Origin of the sequence: Zavarzinella formosa DSM 19928, assembly GCF_000255705.1 — a bacterium.
Taxonomy (GTDB): domain Bacteria; phylum Planctomycetota; class Planctomycetia; order Gemmatales; family Gemmataceae; genus Zavarzinella; species Zavarzinella formosa.
In genome coordinates this window covers 982,390-1,000,915 of record NZ_JH636439.1, presented here as the reverse complement: position 1 = coordinate 1,000,915, position 18,526 = coordinate 982,390, and the positions used below count along the sequence as shown (strand labels likewise).

Here is an 18,526-nt window from a genome sequence, read left to right as displayed (position 1 = left end):
GGATAAAAAACATATTGAACATGCTGAATCCAATTTACGAAGCCGAAAGCCAAAGGACCGTGTTCAATTCGTAGCCAAAAAATGCGATTCAGCGGGCAACTTGGTTGAAAATGCCAACAAGGGCATACGGAGCACGCCTCTCAGTTGTCTCGCGATTTGAGAACGTCAGGGTGTGGTTCCCGTCTTTCGATGATACATCAACAGTAGCCCGACCGGAATGTTTCATTACCAGCCGCTTGGCATAGCCGTGCAGATCAAACACATGAAAATCCTTATGCTTCTGTTGGGCTTTTCACTGGCCGCCACTTCTATCGCGGCCCCGCCAAAGGAAGGTTACCAAACCATGGTCGCGGTCACCGCTCCGACACGCCTCGACTGGACGTTTGCCCTGACCAACCGCAGCCTTGATCCCATTCCGAAAGACTTCCTCCCGGACTATGATTCGACGAGACAGTCGTTCGATTTGTTCATGCCGCCAAAACGTGATCCGAAGAAACTGCTGCCGGTCGTCCTCTTCATTTCGCCTGGCAAAGAACCCGCCGGTTGGAAACAATTTGAGACGGCGTGCAAAGAACTTGGTTTCGTCTTCATCGGCGTGCGCGAGGCGGGCAACGATTGTCCGATGAAGAAGCGTGTCCGCATCGTGCTGGACGTGTTGGATGAAGTGCGACGAACGCTGCCGACCGACCCGGATCGCACCTATGTTGCTGGTTTCTCAGGCGGCGGTCGGATCGCCTGCTCCATTGCATTCGCACTTCCGGAACATTTTGGCGGCGTGCTGTCGTTCTGCGCGGCCGAAGAATTCCGGCAAGAATCATGGCTGCGGCAGCGTTGCATCGACCGTCTAAGCGTGGCTTTCGTGACCGGCACGGAAGACTTCAACCGGGGCGAAGTGGAACGATGGCGGGGGCCGCAATTGAAAATGGTCGGCGCGCGTTCACGAGTCTGGGTGCAAGACAAACTCGGGCATGGCATTCCCGATGGAAAGATTATCCCCGAGACTCTTCGCTGGCTCGACGAGGGGGTGAAACCACGGCAGGAACTGGCGAAGAAGTATCCGGCCACGCGCGCCAAAACTGACACCGAACCAACGCGAGAGGACGCCGCCAAAACGCTGTTGGCAGAGGGTAAGGAACGGTTGAAACAACGGGAAACGCAGTTCAGCGGGTTGATGCTCCTGCAAGGCTGTATGAACCGCTGGCTTGGCACAAAATCCGCCGAGGAAGCAAAGAAGATACTGCTGGATTATGAGGCCAAAACTGACAAGCCTTGGGAAGCCGACGACTTGGTGGAACAACGGAAGTTCCTTGTCGCGGAGGCGAAGTCTCTCGATTCCTATGCCTCCGGTGATTTGCCGGCTCAATATCTCAAACTGCGCCCGGACATGGCAAAGAAAGCGATTGAATTGTGGAAACTGATCTTCGCCGATGGCCCGGCCACCAAAGCCGGCGAGGAAGCAAAGAAACGCATTCCGGAACTGGAAAAACTGACCGGCAAATAAACCCGATCAGAGAAGTTCGCTGATCGGTGTTCCGGTGGGCAGAATTGGCATCGGGCGGCCGCGATGATCGAGGAACGACTCGTTGAAGTCGATGCCAAGATGGCGATAGACCGTGGCCCAGAGATCATTCGGCGTCAACGGGCGATCCTTGGGGTGTTCCCCCTTGGAATTGGTCGAACCGACCACCTGCCCCGTCTTCATGCCAGCGCCGGCCATGATGAGCGACATCGCCTGCGGCCAGTGATCCCGGCCGGGGTGCATCACGCCAGTCTGTGATCCTTTGGTGTTCTCGATGCGTGGTGTCCGTCCAAACTCGCCGGTCACGAGAATCATGGTCTTTTTGTCGAGACCCCGCTGATAAACATCCTCAATGAGCGCCGTGACCGCTTGGTCGTAAATGGGCAAACGGACCTTCAAATCATCCCAGATATGACAATTCACCGCGTGCGAATCCCAATTGTAGGTGCCTTGCTTCAATGACGGCACGCCGGATTGATACGGATTCTCCATGATGAGAGTGACAAAGCTGACCCCCGCCTCCACAAGACGCCGGGCCATGAGAGCCCGCTGGCCCCAACAATGGCGGCCATAGCGATTTCGCACGGAATCCGATTCCAAAGACAGATCAAAGGCTTTTTTGGCCCGGTCTGTCGTGAGCATGTTGACGCCGCGTTGCTGGAATTGGTCCAGTGTGTCCATCGCGCCAGAGGCATCAATCTTTCGGTTGATTCGATCAAGTCCGGCGAGCAATTTGAAACGGTCGTTGGCCCCGGATGCCACCGAAGCGATGGGGGCAAGTCCGGGAACATTAAATTGGGGCTGGCTCGGGTCGCCCTGCACCGTGAACGGCGTGTGAGCCATTCCCAAGTAGGCGGCTCCTTGGGCGAACACATCGCCGGTGCGTCCCCCCGGATTCATCGACACATAATTGGGAACGCCACGGTTCAGATGCTCGCGGCATTTGGCGACGATGGAACCGGTCGCCGGGGCATCGTTGACCGTATCGACGGGCGTTGCGGGAACAACCCCGGTCATCATGCGTTTGTGCCCGCCGCCGTGATCGGCGAAATCATGCGAAATCGAACGGACGACGGAGAATTTGTCGGCAATGGCCGCATGTCGCGGCATCAGTTCGCAAACATCGATTCCCGGAACCTTGGTGCGAACCGGGTTAAACGGCCCCCGGATCTCGGTCGGGGCGTCCGGTTTCATGTCGTACATGTCAATGTGGGGCGGTCCGCCGGGAAGCCACACAAAGATGATGGAGGTTTCCGGGTCGGATTCCTTGCCCAAACCGGCCGCCTGCGCTCGCATGCGAAACAGATCGGGAAGCGTCAACCCGCCGATGCCAAGCATCCCGGCGGCCAGAAACTCACGACGCGCAAGCGGACCGGGGCAAAATGAATGTGGCATATTGGTGCGATACTTTGGCAGGAAGTATTGGTATGCACCAACATTGTATCACTTTTTTCGCCGCCGGTTACGTTAAGATTTGGCGAACGACACGCCCGTGAACATCGGTTAAACGGAAATCGCGGCCGGCGTATCGATAGGTTAACTTCTCGTGGTCCAGCCCGAGCAGATGCAGGATTGTTGCATGAAGGTCGTGAACGTGGACTTTGTCCGTCATGGCGGCGAATCCAGCATCATCGGTCGTCCCGTGAACATGCCCCTTCTTGACCCCGCCGCCGGCCATCCAGATGGTGAAACCGTGGCGGTTGTGATCCCGACCGGGTCGCGTCGTCGGGTGCGGGAGTTCGGCCGTCGGGGTCCGGCCAAATTCCCCACCCCAGACGACGAGAGTGTCGTCCAGCATTCCTCGTTGTTTCAAATCTTTGATGAAGGCCGCCGTCGGCCGGTCAATGTCGGCGCAAGCTTTGGGAATGCGTTCGTCCAGTTCGCCGTGATGGTCCCAAGGGAAGCCGGGGCCATACCACGCCTGCACGACTCGCACCCCGCGTTCCAGTAATCGCCGGGCCAAGATCAACTGCCGGGCTTGCGGGCCGGGGCCATACATGTCGAGTATCTTTTGCGGTTCCTTGGTCAGATCGAACGCCTCGGCCGCCTCGACCTGCATCCGGAATGCCTGCTCGAAACTTTGGATGCGGGCCTCCAACCGCCCTTCGGCCGGGCGGGCGGCTTGGTGGGCCGCGTTCAACCGGGCCAGCAAGTCGAGTTGCGCCCGCTGATCGGCCGACGACACCCGCGAGTTCTTGATATTTTCAACAAGTTTGTCCACTTCTTGGTGCTTGGAATTGACAAAAGTGCCTTGATACGAGGGCGGGAGAAATGCCGACTGCCAGTTCTGAGCCTCGTTCAGCGGATAGCCGTCCGGACAGAGAGCAATGAAGCCAGGCAGGTTTTGGTTTTCAGAACCCAGCCCGTAAGTCACCCACGACCCCAAGCTCGGCCGACTGAGCCGAACCGCCCCGGTGTTCATGAACATGATCCCGCCGTCATGCGAGATATCATCAGCGTGCATTGACCGGACGACGCAAAGGTCATCAACCACACTGCCGAGGTTCGGCAGCAACTCGCTCATCTCGATCCCGCTCTGGCCGTATTTGCGGAATTTCCACTGCGAGTCAAAAGCAGGGCTGCGACTCGCCTGGGCATCGCCCGCGCCGGGAATGATGTCGCGCGGGATCGGTTTGCCGTTGAGCTTTTTCAACAATGGCTTCGGGTCAAACAGATCAACCTGCGACGGCCCGCCATTGGCAAACAGATGGACAAACCGCTTCGCCTTGGGTGCGAAATGCGGCCGACCCAGTTCACTGGCGATTGCTGACTTGCCTTCGCCGAGCAAATGCGCCAAAGCCAAGCCGCCGATACCGGCGCCGCCGCGAAAGAGCATGTCGCGACGAGAGGGCAAACCGTTCGGGACAAAGTGCGAACCAATCATGTCGGCGACTCCCGGTCAGTCAAGAAAGACAAACTCGTTGGCTTCCAACAATATTTGCGAAAACCGCTCCCACGGGCCAAACACCGGCGGGACGGCAGTGGCGGTTGGCGGCCTAAAATCCTTGCCTGAATCCCACACCGCCTTCGCGTCTCCGGCCACCTTGATGACCGGTGACCACTCGAACCCTCCGTGCTGCTCCCGGCCACGGGCGTCAACCACGAAATCGATCACATCCCCGGTTTTCACCACCACATTAGTGGCGTCGGTTGTTTCTTCGGTACCGTGGACAAGCCACGCTCCAAGAAGCCCATGCCGTCCGGAGACAATCCGGCCACGGACTCCGTCGCCGATTGGTTGAAGCGAATTTGATTGGGAAGACAAAACACCCGTGATCGACACGGTGCCATCGCGAGGAGCAACCCAACGGCGAACGACGGCGATGCGGCCATTCCGACCGGCGTTCCCACCGCGACCATGCAAACTCGCCCGGCCGACAGCCGGATCATTCTCCTGCGGGCCGCCCTTCCATTGGCCATTGCTAAAGAACGTAAATGGCTGAAAACTTATCATGCGTTTTTCGGTTTCGCTGAATTCGCCGGTTCCACACTGCCACGCATCGGTCAACGGTTGTTCAGCCACGGGTTTCGCAGTGCCGACAAACGCCAGCCCGAGCGACAATTCCTCGGCGGATGGGGCGCGGCCATAAGTCAAACGGTAAATCGTGGTGATTCTCTCTTCCGGAGTCTTTGCCGATTCCGTCCTTCGGGCCAAGTCGGCCGCACGATCAAGGACAAATCTGTCGTTCATCAAAAAGAGGGCCTGCTGCGGACCGGCGGTCTCGAACCGGCCGGGGACGTGGGCATCCGCGCTGGGGAAGTCGAAATTGCGAAAGAAGCCGGGCAGGGAGAGGCGATCAACCATGCCATAGACGGTCCGGCGGTAGGCATTGGGGCGGGTCAAATCATCGGCCAGTCCGCCGCCCAACGGATCAAGTCGGCCGGCGGCCGTCAGCAGAGAGTCGCGGACTTCCTCGAATCCGAGTCGCCTCGGCGTCGCCCGCCACAACAGCCGATTCTCCGGGTCAACCGCCCGCGCCGCCGGACGATCCAGACTTGCTTGTTGATACGTCGCCGACAACAAGATGTGGCGGTGGAGTTTCTTGAGCGACCACCCCTCGGCGACAAACCGGCGGGCCAAATAATCAAGCAATTCTGGTTGGCTCGGCGTTTCCCCTCGCGTGCCGAAATCGCTCGGAGTGCGAACCAAACCGACTCCGAAATGCCATTGCCAGACCCGGTTCACTATCACTCTGGCGGTCAATGGATTGGCCGAATCGGTAATCGCCGTGGCAAGCTGTTCGCGGCCCTTGCCGGAATCAAATCGCGGCCCGTTTTCCTTGTCCAGCACAGCCAAAAAACGGCTCGGAGCATCATCGCCGGGCAGGCTCGGATTGCCGCGCACAAACACTTTTTGGGCATATCCACGAGGTGACTCTCGCAGAACCGGCGCCCGTGGCGGCGAGCCGGGTGAATCAAAGTAGACTCGGGCCAATTGGACTTCTTTGTTTCGTAATTCATCCGTGTCTTTCCGCGTGAAGTAATCCATCACCTCATCCGGCTTGAACCCAAGCGGGGACTCGCGGGCAACCGACACCTGCCGAATCGCTTCGGCGGCCGGGTCTGCGATAACGGTGGAACCAGCATGTTTGGCAATGAGTTCGCCATATCGCTCGGCAACATCTTTGAGCGTTGTCGGCGTGGCGGCAAACGCCGCGGCGACGATGTTATTACGGGGCATTTTGCGAATAGCCGATGTGATCTCGGCGGCTTTCGTGGAAAAGGTCGCATCATCCGGCGAAGCGAACGCTCGCCAAATGGCGAACACCGGGTCGTCTCGGTCCTCGCACTGTCGCAGATAAGTCACCCATCGTCGCAACAGGCGGTCATTGAGTTTCTTCCCGTTCACAATCGTTTTGAAAGCAAACTCATCGGCCCCTTGGACCTCGCGGGCGGCGAGCAAGTATTCCGCGATCTTTTTGGGCGAACGGATTTCAGCCGCCACTGCCGCCTGACGAGTTTCGATGAACTTCCGGACTTCCGCGATTGCCGGAGCGGCCTCATGTCGGAATGACAGGTATTGATCAGCCCGCTCAGATAGGGGGGTGATTTTCGCCAAGATTTCCCGCCGCATCCGGACCATTTCAGCAAGTTCATCTTTTGACAAGAACTGGCCAAGTTCACCCATCGAAATTTGCGCCGGGGCGTCATTGCCCCGGATTAGTTGACGCACGGTTTCCTGATCGGCATCAGTCGATGTCTCGGGCGAATCGAACTTCGAGAAGAGTTTTGCGTATCGGTTCGCCAGATCGTCCAGCGACTTCGGCGGCGACATGAGAATCGCCGCGACGTGCCGATTCAGCATCTTGGCCGCTTTTTCCTTCTCGGTAACAGCGGCAGTTTTTTCCGCAAATTCAGCGGGTGGGATTGAGGCGAACGCGAACCAAGGGCCATAAACGGAATGCGGAGTTTTGTTGAACCGTTGGAGCATTCTGGCCCAGCCAAACAAGATTGGTTCGGTCAGTCCTTGGGCCTTCGCCGCCGCCCGGATGTCGTTGTCGGATTTGCCGACCAAGGGGGTCGCCGCCATGAGGTAGGCAGCCGTCTTCTCTAGTGTGCGGTATTCAGCCCGCACTCGTTCCTGTCGGTCGGCGAGTTGTTTGTCGAGGCGTTCCCGGAGCCGGGCGATTTCGGCCTCCGTGGCGGCATCCACCGGCGGGGGTTCTGTCTCGGGCAATTCGGCAAGGATTCCCGCGCCCTCGGCGGGCATCCTCGCGGCGGCAAAGAGGCCGTAGAGCGAGTAATAATCCTTCGCGGAAACCGGATCGAACTTGTGATCGTGACAACGGGCACATTGGACGGTCAGCCCAAGCAAACCACGGGTGACAACATCAATCTGGTCGTCAATCACATCGTGGATGTTTCCGGTGAACCATCGGCCAACTGTCAGAAAACCAAGGGCGGCCTGATCTGTTGGCCGGGCGTTCGGAATCTGGTCGGCCGCCAGTTGGAGACGGATGAAGCGATCATAGGGCATGTCTTCGTTCAATGCCCGGATGACCCAGTCGCGGTAGGCATAGGCAAACGGAATGCGGCGTTCTTCCCCGGCCCCGACCCACTTCGTGTCGGCATACCGGGCGACATCCAGCCAGTGCCTGCCCCAGCGTTCGCCGTAAGCCAGTGATGCGAGCAACCGGTCAATCGCCTTCTCGAACGCACTTTCCGATTGGTCGGCCAAGAAGGCTTCCATCGCTTCGGGTGTCGGCGGCAGACCGGTCAGGTCGTAGGTCGCGCGGCGAAGAAGCGTTCGCTTGTCCGCCGGAGGGGATGGTGTCAGACCTTTTTCTTCCAATCGGGCCAAGACGAATCGGTCAAGCGGTTCCTTTGGCCAGTCGCCTGCCCGCACTGTTGGCGGGGCCGTTTCTTTCGGCGGTTGCAAACTCCAGAATTGTCGGGCCTTGGCGAGATCGGCCATTGTCGTCGCCGTCGGCCCCGAGGTTGCGGTTCCGGGAAAAGGAAGGCCCATCTGAATCCAAGCCGCGAGATCTCGGATTTGGTCGGCGTTGAGCGGAGGCTCGCCCTCGGGCGGCATCTTCAGTTCTTTGTCGGTCCCGCGCACGGCCCGCATCAACAGGCTCGCGGCCGGATCGCCGGAGACGGCCCCCGGCCCGGAGCGGCCTCCCTTCAAAATCTCCGCTCGGGAGTCAAGCCGGAAGCCTCCCTTTGCTTGTTTCTTCTCGGCCGAATGGCACTTCGCGCAATGCTCGATCAACACCGGCCGGATTTTCTTCTCGAAGAACTCCGTCTCGGCGCGAGACGGGTCGGCAGCCGCCAGTCCGGCGGGGAGAGTGATCGAAAAAACAGCCGTTGCAAGGAGAGAACCGAATCGGGACATCGTAAGTCCGTCGGAGAGCGGTTGGGGATGTCAGATCATTCCACCACAAGGTGGGACCGTTGATTGTGGCCGTGCGGCTTGGCGGGTTTCTTGGCGCGCGGGTGGAGTGAGAATAATCGTACCATAGCATCACTCCCGTTGTCTATCTTGTGGGCGAGTGATTTTTCCAACCATCGGGAGAATCTTGTTCTTCGCCTTCAAGAACAAATCGTGATTTCGGATTTCGCCTGACCGACGTTCTCTTCTCTTTTGGGAATGTGAACTTGTCAACGGAAACAAGGAGAAAACGCGATGTTCCGCCTTGCGTTGATGCTTCTCGTCACTGCTCCGCTCTCGTTCGCAATGGGGGAAATTCCAAGGATCGTTGTCTCTGACGACGGCAAAGGGTTCGTGCTAAAACCCACGGGAAAGGCCTTCGCCCCTTGGGGCTTTAATTACGATCACGACGCGGAAGGGAGATTGATTGAGGATTATTGGGAGTCTGAATGGGAGAAAGTTGAACGTGCTTTCCGGGACATGCGAAAATTGGGAGCGAATGTCGTTCGCATTCACCTGCAAGTCGGCAAGTTCATGGATGGGCCGGATAAGCCGAACGAGAAGAATTTGGGGCGACTGAAAAAACTACTGGCACTGGCCGAGTCAGAAAACTTGTACCTCGATCTCACGGGATTGGGATGTTACCACAAGAAGGATGTCCCCGCGTGGTACGACAAGCTCTCCGAAAAAGACCGGTGGGATACCCAAGCTCGTTTTTGGGAATCAGTGGCCGGAACATGCGCGATGAGTCCGGCTGTGTTCTGCTACGACTTGATGAACGAACCGGTGGTTCCGGGCGGGAAACGCAAGGACGGTGATTGGCTGGGACCGACTTTCGGCGGCAAGCATTTCGTGCAAGCCATCGCTCTCGATCAAGCCGGGCGGCCCCGACCGGCGATTGCCGCTCAATGGGTGAAACATCTCAAGACGGCCATTCGGAAGGTTGACAAACAACATCTCATCACCATCGGTTTGGTTGATTGGAGTCTTGACCGGCCGGGGCTGACCTCGGGATTTATCCCATCGAAAATCGTTGAAGATTTGGATTTTGTTTGCGTCCACTTGTACCCAGTGCAAGACAAAGTTGACGAGGCATTGAAGACCTTGGAGGGGTTTTCGCTTGGGAAGCCGGTGGTGATTGAGGAAACGTTTCCGCTGAAATGTTCGATGGACGATTTCGCCAAATTCGTCGCGGGATCCAAGAAACACAACGCCGGGGTGATCGGCTTTTACTGGGGCACACCGCTGGAGGAATTGCGGCGTTCCAAAGAATTGCGAGATGCCATCTTGCTCGCCTGGCTAGATTTTTTCTCGAAAAACCGGCCCGATGCGAAGAAGGACTGACGAGACATCCCCTGTTCATGATGAACAGGGGACACATGCCGAGCAATCACTTACTTGGGCAGTTTTTCGATCAGTTCCAGCACGGCCTTGCTGTCTTCGGCCGGCTTCACCGACGAGTTGACCGAGAGAATCTTGCCGTCTTTGCCGATAACGAAAGTCCATCGGGCGGCAGTCACATCACGCTTCAGTTCGACGGCGTTTCCGTCGGCGTCCTTTGTCTTGAACACGCCGCCGGCCTTCACGGGCACGCCGAACTTCTTGGCCACTTCGCCCTTTTCATCGGCCAGCAGCGGGAAGTTCAGCTTGTGAACTTGTTTGAAAATCTTGTGGTTGGCCACTGAATCGCCGCTGACGCCGACAACTTCGACACCCTTTTCCGTCAACTTGCCTTGGTCGTCCCGGAAAGCGCAGGCTTGCTTGGTGCAACCGCCGGTCAGGTCGGCCGGGTAGAAGTAAACGACGAGGATTTTCTTCCCGACGTGGTCGGCCGACTTCCAAGGCTTGCCTTGGTCGTCCACGCTTTCAAACACGGGGGCCGCGTCGCCGACTTTGATGTCGTCGGCCTTGGCCAGACCGACCATCGCCACCATCGCCAGCGAGGCGACGGAGAATTTCAAAAACCGAATCATGTTGAAACTCCTGAGTATGGGGAGATAACCCGCGAGGGTGGTCTATCAACCGGCCAAACACTCGAACAGCGGGCATCAAGAGGAGTTCGCAAAGACTTCACGGCAAGGGGACAATTCGCGCAAAACGAGGCATCAGGTTTTCAAAAATCTGGTAAAAATCTGCCTCAAATCAGGTCAAAAATGTGTTCAAAAATGGCTTCCAAGACGTGCTTTTCGACCACTTTTTTGTCGTTTTCAGCCCAAAACTGGTCATTTTCCGGTCAAAAACTGGACACCACCCATGCGAATTCCCCGGCGATTACACCCACCTGCCCAAATGATTTTGGCATAATCCGTCATGGTTCTGCGGAATCCGCGATTTTTTGGCCCCTTTCAAAATGGGCCATAAGAACCACCCGCACGGTGGCGGCCGGGCGCGTTCATCACCCGCCGACCGGCCAGCCTCAATAAATCTTCCTCGTCCGAACCGGGTAAGCATTATCCTCTGATGACCCCTCAAGATGAGATGGTTTTCTGAAGCCAGATTCTCCAAGTCTGATTCCCCGTTGACGAAAGGCCCCCGGTTCGCGGTACACTGAATCAAGGGAATGATTTCGGCAAAAGAGATTTCGGGCCGTCAGGTCAATCGCCTCCGGAGGAACCCATGCACGACAATATCCTTCAAACCGTCGGCCACACTCCGCTGGTGAAACTTCGCCGGGTGACAGAAGGGCTGGCTCCCGTCATCGCGGCCAAAGTCGAGGCGGCCAACCCCGGCGGCAGCACCAAGGACCGCGTGGCGGTCGCCATGATTGCCGATGCCGAGAAACGCGGCTGGTTGCGGCCGGGGGGCACCATCATCGAGGCCACCGCCGGGAACACCGGCGTCGGGCTGGCGATGGGGGCGGCCGTGAAGGGTTACCGCTGCATCTTTGTGTTGCCGGACAAAATGTCGAGCGAGAAGATCAGCCTGTTGAAAGCCTACGGGGCCGAAGTCGTCATCACCCCCACCAGCGTCGCCCCCGATTCACCGGATAGCTACAACGGCGTCGCCGACCGGCTTTCACGGGAAATTCCCGGCGCCTGGCGGCCCAACCAGTTCACAAATCTCTCCAACCCAGAGGCCCATTACCGCACCACCGGCCCGGAGATTTGGGAGCAGACGGACGGAAAGGTGACGCATGTTGTCGGGGGAGTCGGTACTGGCGGAACCATTTCCGGGGTTGCCAAATATCTGAAGGAACTCAACCCGGACGTAAAGATCATCGGGGCTGATCCGGAGGGGTCGATTCTCTCCGGGGGCACACCGCATGGATGGAAAGTCGAGGGCATTGGCGAGGATTTCGTTCCCAAGACATTCAACGGCCAGTTGGTGGACGACTGGGTGCGGGTGAGCGACGCGGAATCGTTCCACATGGCCCGCGAAGTCGCCCGACGGGAGGGGATTCTTGTCGGCGGTTCGTGCGGCACCGCCATCGCCGCCGCTCTGCGCTATGCCCGGCGTCTGACGGCCAACGATCTCGTGGTGGTGATCTGTCCTGACACCGGCCGAAACTACCTCAGCAAGTTCTTCGACGAATCGTGGTTGATCGCCAATCAACTGCAATGGGTGAAGACCGATGTTTTCACCGTGGGCGATCTTCTCAAAAAGCGAGGCGAACGGGCGATGTTCACCGTCAGCCCAATCGCGACGGCCGCCGACGCGATCAACATGTTGCAGACAGCGGGCATCTCGCAATTGCCGGTGTTGGAGGACGGCAAACCCGTCGGCAGTGTGCAGGAAGTGACGCTCGCCCGCATCTTGCACGACCACCGCGACCCGGCGACCGTGAGCATCGCCGAGATCATGGCGAAGCCCCTCCCGCAACTCGACATCATCACCCATCTGGACGAAGCCTATCGCCTGTTGATGGCCGGAAACACCGGCGTGCTGGCCACCCATCACGGCGAAGTGATGGGGATTGTCACCCGCATCGACCTGATTGATTACTGGACGAAGAAGGCCGACCCGAAGCCCCTGAAAGGAAGCCAATCATGAGCCAGCCTCACGAAGAACCCCACGGATTCGCCACGCGGGCCATCCACGCCGGACAGGCCGCCGACCCCGCGACCGGGGCAACCATTGTGCCGATCTACGCCACCTCCACCTACACTCAAGCGGCCCCCGGCGATCACAAAGGCTACGAGTATTCCCGCAGCGGCAACCCAACCCGGACCGCGTTGGAAACCTGTCTGGCCGAACTGGAGGGAGGCGAACGCGGACTGGCTTTCGCCTCCGGATTGGCGGCCACCACGGCCGTCTTTCAAGGTTTGTTGAAACCGGGCGATGAAGTGCTGGCGGCCGCCGACCTCTACGGCGGCACGTTCCGATTGCTCGACAAAGTTTTCAAACCTTGGGGCCTGTCGACGAAATACACGGAAGATCCCTCTCACGAGGGATTCGCCAAACTCATCACTCCGGCCACCAAACTGGTTTGGATCGAGACGCCGACCAACCCGCTGTTGCAAATCCTTGACATCAAGGCCATTGCGGATTTGGCCCATCATCATGGGGCGTTGTTCGCCGTGGACAACACATTTGCTTCGCCGTACTTGCAACAACCAATCCGACTCGGAGCGGACATCGTTGTCCACAGCACCACGAAATACCTCGGCGGTCATTCAGATGTGATCGGCGGGGCAGTGATCGGCCCCAAGGCCCTGCTCGAACCGGTGAAATTTTACCAGAACGCCGCCGGAGGCGTGCCCGGCCCGTTCGACTGTTTCCTCACGCTTCGCGGCATCAAAACATTGGCTCTGCGAATGGACCGACATTCAGCCAACGCCGCCGAACTCGCGGACTGGCTGGCCGTCCATCCGCAGGTGGCGAAGATTTATTACCCCGGCCTCGCCGACCATCCCGGCCATGCCATCGCGGCCCGACAGATGAAATCCTTCGGCGGGATGATCTCCCTGCAACTGCACGGCGGGGCCGACGCCGCCCGGAAGTTCCTGACCCGGACAAAACTCTTTAGTCTCGCGGAAAGCCTCGGCGGGGTTGAGAGTCTGGTCAATCACCCGGCAACCATGACCCACGCCAGCATTCCGAAGGAAGTTCGCGTCGCCCGAGGCGTGGACGACGGGCTGATTCGGCTAAGTGTCGGAATCGAAGATGTGGCCGATTTGCGGGCCGATTTGCGTGAAGCGTTGGGATGAGCCGTGTGAGGAAAGAGAACCATTTCGCCCGGCCCGAATCGTTTCCCTTTCGGACGGTGGTTTGGTATACTTCACGCATTGGCTCGTCCCGTATTTCCCCTCACGGTGTTTTCCGGATCGGATCCCGTTATGCCCGCACAGTTGCTGGCTCTCACGGATGGCCCGAGTATTCTCCTCGACAAGCCAATCGTGTTGCTCGGACGACATGCCGAGTGTGATTTGCAATTGAATTCCCGCAAGGTGTCCCGCCGCCATTGCTGTGTGGCCATTGTGAAGGATTACCTCGTTGTCCGCGACCTTGGCAGCACCAATGGAATCCGCATCAACGGGGAACGAGTGGTCGAGGGAACGCTCAAAGCCGGCGATGAATTGACCATCGGGAACTTCCGGTATCAGGTCTATCTCGACGGAGCCGTTATCCCCTCCCCGGCGTCGCCGCCTCCCAAGAAACCGTCAGCCACCGCTTCCGATGAATCCTTGTTGGAAGCCTCGGACGAGCCGGTTCCCTTGGAGGAAAGCCGGAACAACGGGAAAGTTTTGCCGGCAAAACCCGCCAAACCAGCGATGAAGCCCATGCTTCTCGAACACGATGATTCTTTCGTCCTCCCGGAAAAACTCCGGGCCGTGCCACCCCCCGACCGTCGGGGATGAACGTGATGCGGAGCCTTCTTGCCGTCGTCTTTCTGGTCGTTCCGCTGCAAGCGGACGACAAGCCAGCCCACGAACAATCCAAGATCAAACCGCCGGAATCGGCGAGCCAGCCCATCCGTGATCTGCTGGGCGAGAAAGCGTTGCGGGTGAGTGTTGGCAAACAACGCCTCACGGTCTGGCTTCGCACGGACTGGCCATTGAAACCGAAGGCGACAGACGCCTCACTCCGTCCGGGCGCATTGGCAGGACTGATCTCGTGTGCCGAACCGTGGACTGACTTTCGCGGCCAAGAACTTTCGGCCGGCATCTACACCCTACGCTATGCCCGACAGCCGGCCTCAACCGATCACGAAGACACATCCCCCTCGCCGGATTTTCTGATCCTCTGCCCGGTGGCTGATGATCGTGACCCGGCCGATCTGGCATTCCCTGCTCTCAAGAAACTGAGCGGCAAAGCCTCCGGAGGAACCCATCCGGCGGTGTTGGTGTTGCTTCCTCCCGGCAAACGGGAGCCGGGATTGTTTCACCCGAAGGAAAGCTGGCTGGCGATCCAATGGAACTGGACAACCGCAAAAGGGGACAGGCCAATGGCGGCCATCATCTCGGGCGTTTGGAACGGGAAATGACTACTTTTTCTCTTCTCGTCGCTTTTTCAGTTCATCCATTCGTTGCTTGATTTCAACTTCATAGCCCCGGTCGGTCGGCGTGTAGAAGGTGCGATCCACGCCAAGGTAATCTTGGGCGACATAGCCCCCTTCGTAGTCGTGGGCATATTGGTATCCCTTGCCGTGGCCAATCTCGGCCGCTCCGGCGTAGTGGGCATCCCGCAAATGCTTGGGCACCGGAATCGTCCGGCCCTCGCGCACTTCCTTGCGGGCGGTGATGATCGCCATCGTCGCCGAGTTGGATTTCGGAGCCGTGGCGAGATAGATGGCCGCTTGTGAAAGGGCCAGTTGACATTCCGGCAACCCGACTCGCTCCACGGAATCCCATGCCGCTTGGGCTACCAGAAGCCCTCGCGGATCGGCATTGCCCACATCCTCGCTGGCCATAATGACCATGCGCCGGGCGATGAAGCGGGGATCTTCGCCCGACTCCAACATGCGGGCCAGCCAATAGATTGCCGCATCCGGGTCGCTGCCCCGGAGGCTTTTGATGAGGGCGCTGGCCAGATCATAATGAGTGTCGCCGGTCGGGTCGAAGCTCATTAGCTTGCGCTGGATGGATTCTTGAACCACCTCCAGCGTCAATTCGATGGGCGTCTCGAAACAAGAGCGGACGCCGATTTCCAAGGCCGTCAACGCCCGCCGGGCATCCCCGTCCGACGCGGTGGCGAGGAACTCCATCGCATCATCATGGAGATGAACTTCCAACTCGCCCAATCCCCGCTCGGTGTCCGCCAACGCCCGGCGAATGATCGTTCTGATGTGATCCTTCGAGAGTGGTTCAAACGTGAAAATTTGACTACGACTCAGAAGCGGGGAGTTGATGGCGAAGAATGGATTTTCCGTTGTCGCCCCGACGAGAATCACCACGCCGCTTTCCACATCCGGCAACAGAATGTCTTGTTGGGTTTTGTTAAAGCGGTGAATCTCGTCGATGAACAAAATGGTCCGCTCGCCGTGCAGTTCCAAGGCAGTGCGAGCGGCTTCCAAGACTTCGCGGACTTCCTTGGATGCGGCCGAAACGGCATTCAACCGTTGGAAACGGCTCTTCGTGTGATGGGCAATCACTTGGGCCAGCGCGGTTTTCCCCGTGCCGGGAGGGCCATAAAAGATCAACGAGTTCAATCGGTCCGCCAGCAACATTCGCCGAAGCAATTTGCCGGGACCGATGAAATGTTCCTGCCCGATGAACTCGTCGATGGAACGGGGCCGCATCCGGGCCGCGAGGGGGCGGGCCAGCCGACGATTTTCTTCGCGGACATCGTCGAACAGGTCGATGGCAGCCTCCGAAAGTTATCCCAACACGGAACGAATGAACGTTACCCCGTGGGCAATATCATCGAACCGTTGCTGCTGCGTGCCGACTTCGCGCTCGATGAACAACGGCCCTTGGTAGCCGATCCGCTTGAGCGCCAGCAGAAACTCGCGGGTGTTCGTCTGGCCCTTGCCCAGCGGGACTTCCTCGCCCCATTCGCCGGGGGTCGTTGGGCGGTTGGCGTCCTTCATATGCACCGTCCGAATGTCGGGGGCCAGCAGTTCCACGGCCTTCAGCGGATCATCCTTGTCATAGAGCAGCATGTTCGCCGGATCAAAATTCACTTTTAGGTTCGGACACTTCAGGTCGTCCAGCGTGCGCCGCAAAAGAGACGCCGATTCCTGGCCCGTTTCAAAGGCCACGGTGATTCCCTTTTCAGCCGCGAGCTGGCTCACGGTGGCCAAGGTGTCGAGAAACGGTTTGCGGGCGGCATCACCCGGTTCCGGGAGGAATCCGGCGTGCAGCATCAGGTCGGTGAGACCGAGTTCAAGGGTCCGGGTCAGCGCCCATTTGAATCGTTCCAGCCGTTCGGGCCGGGTGGCCGAATCGCCAAAACCGCCGGTTCTCTCAATGTGTTTGGGGGTCGTGTAATCCTCACCGGGGAAGCCGAGCATCGCCCCGCCGAGTTCAAAGCCCGCCGCCAGCGCGGCGGCCGGCATGGCTTCCCCTTCGTCCCACGCGGCATGATGCGGATCGCCACAGGCAATTTGCACGAGATTCACGCCAAGCTTGTCCATAAACCCCTTCAATTCGGGAATGGATTTCACTTGAAGAGACCAACTACACACGCCAACGGACAGGGGTTGAATCGCCATGATGCCTCGTCTGCGGGGAATGGAACCAACTCATCGGCAGCGTACCAGCGGCCGCGCGCGACGGCAAGCGATAAAGGAGAAAGGAAGCTGGAACATTACCCCTCAAATGAATAAATCCCAGTCAAACCATTCCAAACGAAGAATGTTTGACGGGGATTTTGTTGAATCGCATTTGTGCGAAAAGACCAATCACGCAGACACACCAAGCAACGGCAACTCATAATTCAGGGCATTGTCGCCACTGCCAAGCGAGATCGAACTCACTTGATTCACGCCGGGTGTGCCGGTGGTCGAACCGTTCACCGTGCCCGGAATGCCACTTTCCATGCTGTTGATGTATTTGAAGGGAGGCTGCACCGTCACGGTGTATGTTCCGGCCCAGAGATTTCCGAAATTAAATTGCCCGCCGTCAACTGTGAGATACGACCGGTTGATCCGGCGACCTAACGCGTCAATTCCCGTCAAGGTTACGCCCGCCCCGTCCTGCAAGCCGTCGATGGATGAATCATAGGCATGGTTCTGGTCCACATCCACAAACACAAAGCCCTGAATCGAGGCATAGGGGGGAATGGCGACGTTAATCCGGCTTTGATCCAAATGCAGTTCGCCATTGCCCGCGTAATTGTTGGCGATCACGGTTCCCGTGATCTGGCCATTGTTGAAGTTGAAGTTTGCCTGCGGAGCAAGGAAACTCCCTTTCAATCCCACGCCGGAGATGTTGATATCCGTCGCCTCGGGGAAGTTCCACAACACATGATTGGCGGCGATTCCCCGCAGGGAAAACCCGAGATTCTTAATGTCCACCGAGCCATCCGGGACATTGATGATGACGGTGGCCGTGGCCGGAGCCTTGAGGACAATACTCGTCGCCCCGTCCAGCTGGGCTTGGGTGAGCGTGAAGAAATCCAGCGTCGGATTCATCCCCCGCATGGTGATGTTGCCATGCCGCACGCTGGTCAGGCCGTTGGGATCCTCGCCGCCCCATTGGGTGGATTTCGCGGTCAGGTCAGCGCTGGCGGCCGCAAAATCAAAGACATTGGCTTCCTGTCGCACGGTCCCGTTGGGAGTGCCGACGCCGTCAAGAACGCCCGTGTCCCCGTAGACGATGTTTCCCTTGAAAACCTGTCCGTACTGATATGTCAAATCATGTCCGACAATCAGATCGTCTCGTGTTCCGAAGGAATCCGGCAGTTTGTCCCCGATGCCATACGACTTGATCGCGGCATCATTGCCGACGGTCACCCGGCCCTCGACATCGCTGTCATGCACATCAATATTGTTGAGGGCGACAAGGTTGAAATCGGTGGCCGCTCCCAAATCACTGGCGGACGGCACATCGCGTGCCTCCAGCGTGTCGATGCTCAGTCGGCGGGACTTCCGCTTTTGTTTAGCCAATCCGAAGAAAAACCCCGTCATATTCGACTCCGTCGGAGGCATCACCAGATCCGTCGCCCCCACCGTGGCAACGGAACATCTGGCAGAGACGGCAATCGGCATTTTCCTTGATTGAAATGAACGAGATTTTTGAAGTCTCGATTTTCGG

Annotated in this window: 13 protein-coding genes; 6 read left to right on the top strand and 7 right to left on the bottom strand. The window is 58.3% G+C overall.

The features are described 5' to 3' along the window. Nucleotides 1-262: 262 nt before the first annotated feature. On the top strand, nucleotides 263-1,501 hold the full coding sequence (locus BGIM_RS0104995) for an alpha/beta hydrolase (protein ID WP_157368614.1): 1,239 nt from the start codon (nucleotides 263-265) through the stop codon (nucleotides 1,499-1,501). Nucleotides 1,502-1,507: 6 nt separating this feature from the next. On the opposite strand, the gene BGIM_RS0104990 is transcribed toward BGIM_RS0104995, so the two are convergent. From BGIM_RS0104990 to BGIM_RS56950, 3 genes are all read right to left on the bottom strand, one after another. Further along, entirely contained in the window at nucleotides 1,508-2,914 is a 1,407-nt protein-coding gene (locus BGIM_RS0104990; protein ID WP_020468697.1) for a DUF1501 domain-containing protein, read from the bottom strand. 67 nt (nucleotides 2,915-2,981) lie between these two features. Further along, nucleotides 2,982-4,403: a DUF1501 domain-containing protein gene (locus tag BGIM_RS0104985; protein ID WP_020468696.1), complete on the bottom strand. Its 1,422-nt coding sequence runs from the start codon at nucleotides 4,401-4,403 to the stop codon at nucleotides 2,982-2,984. A gap of 15 nt (nucleotides 4,404-4,418) precedes the next feature. Continuing rightward, nucleotides 4,419-8,354 (bottom strand): PSD1 and planctomycete cytochrome C domain-containing protein, encoded by a 3,936-nt coding sequence (locus tag BGIM_RS56950; protein WP_020468695.1) that lies wholly within the window; start codon nucleotides 8,352-8,354, stop codon nucleotides 4,419-4,421. A 291-nt stretch (nucleotides 8,355-8,645) separates the two neighbouring features. Between BGIM_RS56950 and BGIM_RS0104970 the strand changes: the two genes are divergently transcribed. Continuing rightward, nucleotides 8,646-9,734 (top strand): cellulase family glycosylhydrolase, encoded by a 1,089-nt coding sequence (locus tag BGIM_RS0104970; protein WP_020468694.1) that lies wholly within the window; start codon nucleotides 8,646-8,648, stop codon nucleotides 9,732-9,734. A gap of 50 nt (nucleotides 9,735-9,784) precedes the next feature. Here the strand turns inward: BGIM_RS0104970 and BGIM_RS0104965 are convergent, their stop codons facing one another. Next, on the bottom strand, nucleotides 9,785-10,363 hold the full coding sequence (locus tag BGIM_RS0104965) for a peroxiredoxin (protein WP_020468693.1): 579 nt from the start codon (nucleotides 10,361-10,363) through the stop codon (nucleotides 9,785-9,787). Nucleotides 10,364-11,006: 643 nt separating this feature from the next. On the opposite strand from BGIM_RS0104965, the gene BGIM_RS0104955 reads away from it, so the two are divergent. The 4 genes from BGIM_RS0104955 (at nucleotide 11,007) to BGIM_RS0104940 (ending at nucleotide 14,814) form a co-directional block, all read left to right on the top strand. Continuing rightward, nucleotides 11,007-12,380, top strand: coding sequence for a cystathionine beta-synthase (locus BGIM_RS0104955; RefSeq protein WP_020468691.1), 1,374 nt, complete (start codon nucleotides 11,007-11,009; stop codon nucleotides 12,378-12,380). Next, entirely contained in the window at nucleotides 12,377-13,537 is a 1,161-nt protein-coding gene (locus BGIM_RS0104950; RefSeq protein WP_020468690.1) for a cystathionine gamma-synthase, read from the top strand. The genes BGIM_RS0104955 and BGIM_RS0104950 overlap by 4 nt, the downstream gene beginning before the upstream one ends. A 129-nt stretch (nucleotides 13,538-13,666) precedes the next feature. Continuing rightward, complete coding sequence (locus tag BGIM_RS56945) at nucleotides 13,667-14,188, top strand: FHA domain-containing protein (RefSeq protein WP_020468689.1); 522 nt, start codon at nucleotides 13,667-13,669, stop codon at nucleotides 14,186-14,188. 5 nt (nucleotides 14,189-14,193) lie between these two features. Then, nucleotides 14,194-14,814 carry a hypothetical protein gene (locus BGIM_RS0104940; protein ID WP_157368613.1) on the top strand — a complete coding sequence of 207 codons (621 nt, stop codon included), beginning with the start codon at nucleotides 14,194-14,196 and terminating at the stop codon, nucleotides 14,812-14,814. On the opposite strand, the gene BGIM_RS0104935 is transcribed toward BGIM_RS0104940, so the two are convergent. The 3 genes from BGIM_RS0104935 to BGIM_RS0104925 form a co-directional block, all read right to left on the bottom strand. After that, a complete protein-coding gene (locus tag BGIM_RS0104935; RefSeq protein ID WP_020468687.1) occupies nucleotides 14,815-16,068 on the bottom strand; it encodes a replication-associated recombination protein A in 1,254 nt (417 codons plus the stop codon). Between the two features lie 78 nt (nucleotides 16,069-16,146). Next, the gene (locus BGIM_RS0104930; RefSeq protein ID WP_020468686.1) at nucleotides 16,147-16,983 is read right to left on the bottom strand and encodes a sugar phosphate isomerase/epimerase family protein; all 837 of its coding nucleotides are present in this window, start codon (nucleotides 16,981-16,983) and stop codon (nucleotides 16,147-16,149) included. A 189-nt stretch (nucleotides 16,984-17,172) separates the two neighbouring features. Then, the gene (locus BGIM_RS0104925; protein WP_020468685.1) at nucleotides 17,173-18,399 is read right to left on the bottom strand and encodes a choice-of-anchor A family protein; all 1,227 of its coding nucleotides are present in this window, start codon (nucleotides 18,397-18,399) and stop codon (nucleotides 17,173-17,175) included. Nucleotides 18,400-18,526 lie beyond the last annotated feature (127 nt).

Excerpts from the sequence above, each read along its gene's own strand:
- BGIM_RS0104990 (WP_020468697.1), bottom strand. The coding sequence starts at position 2,914 with ATGCCACATTCATTTTGCCCCGGTCCGCTTGCGCGTCGTGAGTTTCTG.
- BGIM_RS0104965 (WP_020468693.1), bottom strand. The coding sequence starts at position 10,363 with ATGATTCGGTTTTTGAAATTCTCCGTCGCCTCGCTGGCGATGGTGGCG.
- BGIM_RS0104950 (WP_020468690.1), top strand. The coding sequence starts at position 12,377 with ATGAGCCAGCCTCACGAAGAACCCCACGGATTCGCCACGCGGGCCATC.
- BGIM_RS0104995 (WP_157368614.1), top strand. The coding sequence starts at position 263 with ATGAAAATCCTTATGCTTCTGTTGGGCTTTTCACTGGCCGCCACTTCT.
- BGIM_RS56945 (WP_020468689.1), top strand. The coding sequence starts at position 13,667 with ATGCCCGCACAGTTGCTGGCTCTCACGGATGGCCCGAGTATTCTCCTC.
- BGIM_RS0104925 (WP_020468685.1), bottom strand. The coding sequence starts at position 18,399 with ATGACGGGGTTTTTCTTCGGATTGGCTAAACAAAAGCGGAAGTCCCGC.
- BGIM_RS0104935 (WP_020468687.1), bottom strand. The coding sequence starts at position 16,068 with ATGCGGCCCCGTTCCATCGACGAGTTCATCGGGCAGGAACATTTCATC.
- BGIM_RS0104985 (WP_020468696.1), bottom strand. The coding sequence starts at position 4,403 with ATGATTGGTTCGCACTTTGTCCCGAACGGTTTGCCCTCTCGTCGCGAC.
- BGIM_RS0104955 (WP_020468691.1), top strand. The coding sequence starts at position 11,007 with ATGCACGACAATATCCTTCAAACCGTCGGCCACACTCCGCTGGTGAAA.
- BGIM_RS0104930 (WP_020468686.1), bottom strand. The coding sequence starts at position 16,983 with ATGGCGATTCAACCCCTGTCCGTTGGCGTGTGTAGTTGGTCTCTTCAA.
- BGIM_RS56950 (WP_020468695.1), bottom strand. The coding sequence starts at position 8,354 with ATGTCCCGATTCGGTTCTCTCCTTGCAACGGCTGTTTTTTCGATCACT.
- BGIM_RS0104940 (WP_157368613.1), top strand. The coding sequence starts at position 14,194 with ATGCGGAGCCTTCTTGCCGTCGTCTTTCTGGTCGTTCCGCTGCAAGCG.
- BGIM_RS0104970 (WP_020468694.1), top strand. The coding sequence starts at position 8,646 with ATGTTCCGCCTTGCGTTGATGCTTCTCGTCACTGCTCCGCTCTCGTTC.